Origin of the sequence: Lentilactobacillus sp. TOM.63, assembly GCF_030361045.1 — a bacterium.
GTDB lineage: Bacteria > Bacillota > Bacilli > Lactobacillales > Lactobacillaceae > Lentilactobacillus > Lentilactobacillus dabitei.
Genome location: NZ_JAUCAP010000106.1, coordinates 1 through 6369, shown reverse-complemented (window position 1 = coordinate 6369; position 6369 = coordinate 1). Strand labels below are relative to the sequence as shown.

Genomic DNA, 6369 nt, shown 5'->3' with positions numbered 1-6369 from the left:
AGGCATTCGATTGTGTTATCTGAAGAATAACATGCTCGAATGCCTTTTTGAATACGTCCAATTATTTAGTGCTTACCCAGGAACTACCATGAATAGCATCGGGAAGAAGAGAATTGTTAGGATGGCTCCGACCAATAACAGAAGATGTCGCCTACCAAAACGTCTGCCAATTTTAGTTGAATATAATCTGTCCGAGATTGAGCCTGCTAGCATTGACATAATTGCATTTAAAAATTTTCCAATTAAAAACAGCATACCTACCGCAGCAGCCGAAAGTTTGCCATATGTTGTTAGGAAGAACATCAAGTAAGACCCTACTAACGTTCCCCATGAAGCCCCATTCATATCATTTATTCCATAACCAATAGATCGCCAAATAGAAATTTTATGAGGGGTATAGACCCATCGCTTTTTTTGATTTTCCATTTTTTCTCCAACTTTCTATTCTGGGTTAATCCAGCTTTTTACCATTAATCACCAAATTGCTAACATTGATTGTTTTAATATCTCGACTTGCATCATGGAATCTACCACCAGTTTCCTCTGCATAATTCGTTGGCAATAAATGATCTGGAGTTGCTAACGACCAGTTAAAGTTTTCAATATTAACATTTTGAATATGCGCTTCGGGTAGTCCCACGATAAAAGCAGCAGTTGCTCGGACATTTGTAGCTGTAATGTTTTTTATTTGAATATTCTTAATGTGTGGGGTTGTGTTATCAACCGGTTGAGGTTCTTTTGACAGAACAGTATCTTCTTCAGCTGGTAATACGCCAGGAGCAAAATATTGTTCAAGAGAAATGGGACACCAGCATGAGTCCATTGTTAGATCATGTAATTTTATATCTTGAATCGTGCCACCACGAGTACGACGAGATTTTAAACGGATTCCTCGGCGAGTTCCCTCAAAGGTGCAATTTGAGACTTCGACATTACTGATTCCAGCCGCTGTTTCAGATCCAATCGCAATTCCACCATGACTTGCAAGAATACGACAGCCAGTGATGTGAACGTTTTTAGTAGGTCGATTTACGCGAATTCCGTCCGCTCCTGAACCGGATTTCAGGGTAACACCATCATCACCCACATCTAATAGACAGTTACTGACGGATACATTTTCACTTGAATCAATATCCATTGCATCAGTATTTATGGCATCCGCTGGATTAGAAAATGTCATATTTTCAATTTGAATGTCTCTGGAAAACACCATGTGTAGGGTCCAGAAGGGGGAATTTTTCAAAGTGATCCCCTCGATTACGATATTTTGGCCTTTCCAGAATTGAATTAATGGAGGTCGTAAGAATTGGGTAGACGGACGACCGCCACCGCCAGTCCTGGTTTGATAGTCTGGATTAAGGTTTGCCAAACGAAGCTCATAATCTTCTCGTGGAAGGGTTCGATCCTCATCTTCGATTTTTTTAAAAGTTTTCCACCAGTTTGATCCTGACCCGTCAATTGTTCCAGTTCCGTTAATCTTCACATTCTTATCATTGTTTGAATAAACGAGTGGATGCATAGCGAAACATTCAACACCTTCCCAACGCGTCCAAACTGGCGGATAAAGCATTGGGTCGTCTTTAAATTTGATAATAGATCCTTCTTGTAATGTAAGTGTTAGGTTCGAGGTTAATTCAATCGGACCAGTAATATGTTCTCCTGGGTTGATGATGACTTGTCCACCATTAGCCTCAGAGAGTTTATTTATGGCTGTTTGAATATCTTTACCCGGATTTACTTCAATGACTAACATGACACTCCTTCTTTCTGCGTGACTTAGTCAGTTTTGGAGATTGAGATGTAGATCTTGTAAGCGCTTAATGATCACAATGGAAGAATAGCACGATTTTTTCAGTTTGTAAACAAATGTTTATGGATATAAACATTTGTTTACAAAAAACGGTGATATTTCAACAATTTGACCCAAAATAAAAAGGCTGATGATTATCAGCCAAATCTGTACATTATGAATATGAGTCTTTTATTTATTGTAAATACCTTTCAAGATAATTTGGAGTTAGATTGTTCACAACATTTAAATAAGTGCTCATGGTAGACTGAGCAGCCGCTTGTGTGATTCTTGCGGTTTGGGCTGCATTCAACTTACTCCGACGAGCATAAACGATTGTAGCTAAGGCAGCCGCACCCACACCATTAGTATTTAGTACTTTGTCAAGTGTAATTGGGAAATAGAATGAATCGCTTTGTGTTTGATACAAAAAACCAATTCTTGAATCATAAATGAACACATTGGAAATTCCCATTGAAATGAGTTGATCGGCACTTTGTTTCTCAGTTTGACGATTATTAATAGTGATATTTGTAATGGCTTGGGACTCAGCAGAATTTAAAACTAATGTATCTAATGCAGCAATACCCTGCTTCAATCGAATTACCTTGTTAATAGAATCAGCAAGTAAAGGCTGATTAAATTGCTTATAGAGCCACTTAATTGTCATTTGTGGTAAATTTGGGTCTATGATAATCATCTTTGCATTTTTCAATATAGAAATTCGTTCTTTCAAAAAGTCGGGTGTGATTTCATCATGGATCCGACTATCATCTACACCAAAAATCCGTTTGGCATCTGGCTGATTAATGTATAAGTAACGAGAGGTGGGTTTACTTGATATCTGTTTGGAATAGGTAATGTCAAGCTTTCTTTTTTGTGCATCTCGCTTGAATTCTTCCCCCGCAGAGTCATTTCCATAAACGGATACGAAGTAGTTTGGTATTTCCAAATTGGTGAGATTGACAGCAATGTTGCGCCCAAGGCCACCCAAATCTGAATAAATTACTCCAGGATTGGACTTGTTTTCAAAAGCTTCCCTACTTGGAATGCCAAAAGTATCCAATGTGATTCCACCAATGACAACGACATAATTTTCAGGAGCGACAATATAGCCCTTACCCTGTAAATATCCTTTTTTAACTAGATTCGAAATGTGTGCTGCAACACCTGAACGAGTGATGCCAGCGAGCTTTGCAAGCTCATTCTGACTAATCATTGGGTTTTGCTTAATCCATTCTAAAATTTGTTGTTCGCGTGAGATCATTTGTGAAGCTCCATTCAATTAGTTTAATGTGGGAAAAATTTTAAGCTTTTAGCTTAGAATAATGAATTTGTATTTCTAATCATTATTGGAAATTACCTAGTCATTTCATTATACAACGATGCAATGAGAGCACCAATAATGAGTATTCATACCTCGGAGCAGATTTCTTAGTAAGTACAAGATAATGGAATTACAAATAAATCTGAGAGTGTGAGTTAAATTATAAATATAAACAAACGAGCGAAATAAGCAAGAAATAATGGCTAAATATTAAAAAAACGCTTGAAAAGAAAACGCTTTCTGATATACTAATCGTTGTTAGTTAGTTTATTTAAATTAACTAAATAAATTATGGGGAGTGTTTATAAATGAAAGCTCAGGAAACACTGCAGCAAAGCAAGCGTTTACGACCTATTGGTCATATAGGAGCTGGTGAGAAAATAGGATTTGGCCTTGGGGACTTTGCTTGTAATTTAATTTATGCAAGTTTGTCAACATACTTACTGTTCTTTTATACTAATGTTTTTGGAATTTCTGCTGGTGCTGCGTCATTGCTATTTTTGGTAGTTAGGTTTATAGATGCTTTTTCTGATCCGATTATTGGTTTCTTTGTTGATAAGTCCAATACTAAATATGGAAAGTACCGTCCATTCCTGCTTTATGGGGCAGTCCCGTTTGCTGCGCTTGCGGTACTTTGTTTCACCGTTCCAGGATTTGGTGGAACTGGGAAACTTGTTTATGCCTATATTACTTATATTATGCTGTCAGTTTGTTACACATTCGTTAATGTTCCATATGGTAGCTTAACTGCTGCAATGACAAATGATCAACAAGAATCAGTGAGTTTAACAACGTACCGGACCTTCCTTGCCAATGTTGGCCAAGTAATCGTTGCGTTTTTTGTACCATTTTTAGCAGATATGTTCACTAAAAATCTAGGGGCTGCAACTGGTTGGCAACTAACCATGGCAATTATGGGAATCATGGGTGGACTACTACTTTGGGGGTGCTTTTTCTCTACCCATGAGCGAGTTCGAGTTCCTGCATCTCACAATAAGATTAAGGTAAAAGATGTGTTTGAACAATTAATGCATAACCGTCCTTTGGTTATATTATGTATTTTCTTCTTCGTCATTTATGGCGTAAAGTCGATTGTTAGTGCAACTGGTATATATTATGTAACGTATTACGTAGGCCGTGCTGATTTGGTTAAATGGTATTCTTTAGCCGGTACCCTTCCCGCATTGGCGTTTATTCCAGCAATTCCCTGGTTAGCAAAGCATCTATCGAAATTTCAACTGATCATTGTTTCAATTGCTGCTGATATTATCGGAATGGCTGGATTGTTTTTCGCCAAGCCAGAGTGGATTACATGGATCTTTATTTCACGAGGGATTGCATCGGTTGGTAACGGAATGATCTCAGCATACATGTGGGCCCTTATTCCGGAAACTGTTGAGTATGGCGAATATAAAACAAATAAGCGAATGAGCGGCGTAATTTACGCAATTATTGGTTTTGTGTTTAAGTGCGGAAATGCATTGGGAGGCATGATTCCAGGACTGGTTCTTTCGGCTACTGGATATGTGGCAACTACATCTCATCAAACCGATGGTGCTTTACACGGAATTGTAATCGCCACCACAATAGTTCCGATCATTATTTACTTCATCGCTATATTCTCAATGAAATTCTATAATTTGGATAAAGAAACATATAATAAAATCTCAGCCGAGTTGCAAGCTCGAAACAAGAGGGAATTGGCTGAAGAGGAAAATAATAAATAAAGGTGTGAAGATTAATTATGGAGACAATTCAAAATCCAGTATTAACTGGCTTTAATCCGGATCCGGTTTTATTTAAAGATGATGAACTATATTATATTGTTGTATCAACCTTTGAATGGCTGCCGGGAATTCGTGTGTATTCATCAGATAATTTGGTGAATTGGTCTTACGAAACATCAATTTTAAACGAGCCAAGACTTGTAAACTTACAAGGAAACCCAACAGGTTGCTCAATTTGGGGGCCGTTTGCAAGTTATCATAATGGTAAATTTTACATTGTTTATACGAATGTAAATGCGACTAAAGTTCCTTTCAAAGATTGCGATAATTATATTATCACCGCTAATGATATTCATGGGCCATGGAGTGATCCTGTCTACGTCAATAGTTCTGGATTTGATCCATCTATTTTCTTTGATGATGATGGGCAAGCGTATTTCCTAAACGAAATTTGGGATTATCGCCTAGCAACTCATAATAAGTCAGCTGGAATTGTGATGCAAAAGATTAATTCTGATACGTTAGAACTTGAAGGTAAGCCTAAACTAGTATTTAAAGGAACGTCTGCAAAAAAGACAGAAGCACCCCAAATATATAAACATAATGGCTATTACTACATGCTATGTGCTGAAGGCGGCACTGAGGCTAATCACCAAGAAACGATTGCTCGCAGTAAAAATGTTTGGGGTCCGTACGAAGTTGATCCTGATAATCCGATGCTTACATCAAAAGATGACCCGATTCTTCCACTACAGTGTGCAGGACATGCAAGCTTGATGGAAACTAGAGATCATGAATGGTATATGGCACATCTCTGTACACGGCCCCTTAAAGGCGACGATCCAATATTAGGACGAGAAACGGCAGTTCAAAAAGTTATTTGGACTGACAATGATTGGTTACGATTAGCCAATGGAACAAACCGACCAAGCTTAGAAACTCCAGCGCCTAAAGGGGTATCAAATGGAAAACCGATAAGCCATAGTTTTGTTGATGCGTTTGATGGTCAAACATTGAAGTATAAACACTGGAATACCCTGCGTCAATTTAGTTCCCATAAATGGCTTATACCAACGAGCAATGGGCTGATAATAAAGGGCGGGCAGTCACCACAATCAGCATTTGATCAGCATATTGTGGCAACTAGGCAAACCGACTTCAATTGTCATGCATCAGTTAAACTAGAGTATCATCCAAAGAGTTATTTGGAATTGGCTGGCATGACACTTTACTTAGATTTATCTAATTATGTACTGCTGATGGTTACGGTAAATAAATTGGGGAATCCTTGTGTTGTCTTGCAACAATCGATAGCAGGTGAATTTAAACAACTTAACGAGGTCTCGATCACAAGCGGTGGAAAATATCAATTAAGCATTCAGATCAATGAATCACAAGCAGAATTTTTATTAAGTGATATTGACAAACAATATTCTCTGGGCGCAGTTGGAGAGCGTAAAATATCTTGTGTAAATGCATAAAAGATTTCTGAATTGTATAGAAATAGGGAATGCCTTCCCTTATGA

At 37.9% G+C, this 6369-nt stretch carries 5 protein-coding genes; 2 read left to right on the top strand and 3 right to left on the bottom strand.

Features of this window, described 5'->3' with window-relative positions:
• Positions 1–72: 72 nt before the first annotated feature.
• From QUF07_RS12920 to QUF07_RS12910, 3 genes are all read right to left on the bottom strand, one after another.
• Positions 73–426, bottom strand: a complete 354-nt coding sequence (locus tag QUF07_RS12920; protein ID WP_289427809.1) for an MFS transporter — start codon at positions 424–426, stop codon at positions 73–75.
• A gap of 25 nt (positions 427–451) precedes the next feature.
• Positions 452–1753, bottom strand: coding sequence for a glycoside hydrolase family 28 protein (locus QUF07_RS12915; protein WP_289427808.1), 1302 nt, complete (start codon positions 1751–1753; stop codon positions 452–454).
• A gap of 232 nt (positions 1754–1985) precedes the next feature.
• Complete coding sequence (locus QUF07_RS12910; RefSeq protein ID WP_217342026.1) at positions 1986–3056, bottom strand: PfkB family carbohydrate kinase; 1071 nt, start codon at positions 3054–3056, stop codon at positions 1986–1988.
• A gap of 368 nt (positions 3057–3424) precedes the next feature.
• Between QUF07_RS12910 and QUF07_RS12905 the strand changes: the two genes are divergently transcribed.
• Together QUF07_RS12905 and QUF07_RS12900 are read left to right on the top strand one after the other, a co-directional pair.
• Positions 3425–4843: a glycoside-pentoside-hexuronide (GPH):cation symporter gene (locus tag QUF07_RS12905; protein ID WP_217342025.1), complete on the top strand. Its 1419-nt coding sequence runs from the start codon at positions 3425–3427 to the stop codon at positions 4841–4843.
• Positions 4844–4860: 17 nt separating this feature from the next.
• A complete protein-coding gene (locus QUF07_RS12900; RefSeq protein WP_289427806.1) occupies positions 4861–6324 on the top strand; it encodes a family 43 glycosylhydrolase in 1464 nt (487 codons plus the stop codon).
• The last annotated feature ends 45 nt before the right edge of the window (positions 6325–6369 follow it).

Bases quoted from the DNA above. Each gene is read 5' to 3' on its own strand.
- QUF07_RS12905 (WP_217342025.1), top strand. From the start codon at position 3,425: ATGAAAGCTCAGGAAACACTGCAGCAAAGCAAGCGTTTACGACCTATT.
- QUF07_RS12900 (WP_289427806.1), top strand. From the start codon at position 4,861: ATGGAGACAATTCAAAATCCAGTATTAACTGGCTTTAATCCGGATCCG.
- QUF07_RS12920 (WP_289427809.1), bottom strand. From the start codon at position 426: ATGGAAAATCAAAAAAAGCGATGGGTCTATACCCCTCATAAAATTTCT.
- QUF07_RS12910 (WP_217342026.1), bottom strand. From the start codon at position 3,056: ATGATCTCACGCGAACAACAAATTTTAGAATGGATTAAGCAAAACCCA.
- QUF07_RS12915 (WP_289427808.1), bottom strand. From the start codon at position 1,753: ATGTTAGTCATTGAAGTAAATCCGGGTAAAGATATTCAAACAGCCATA.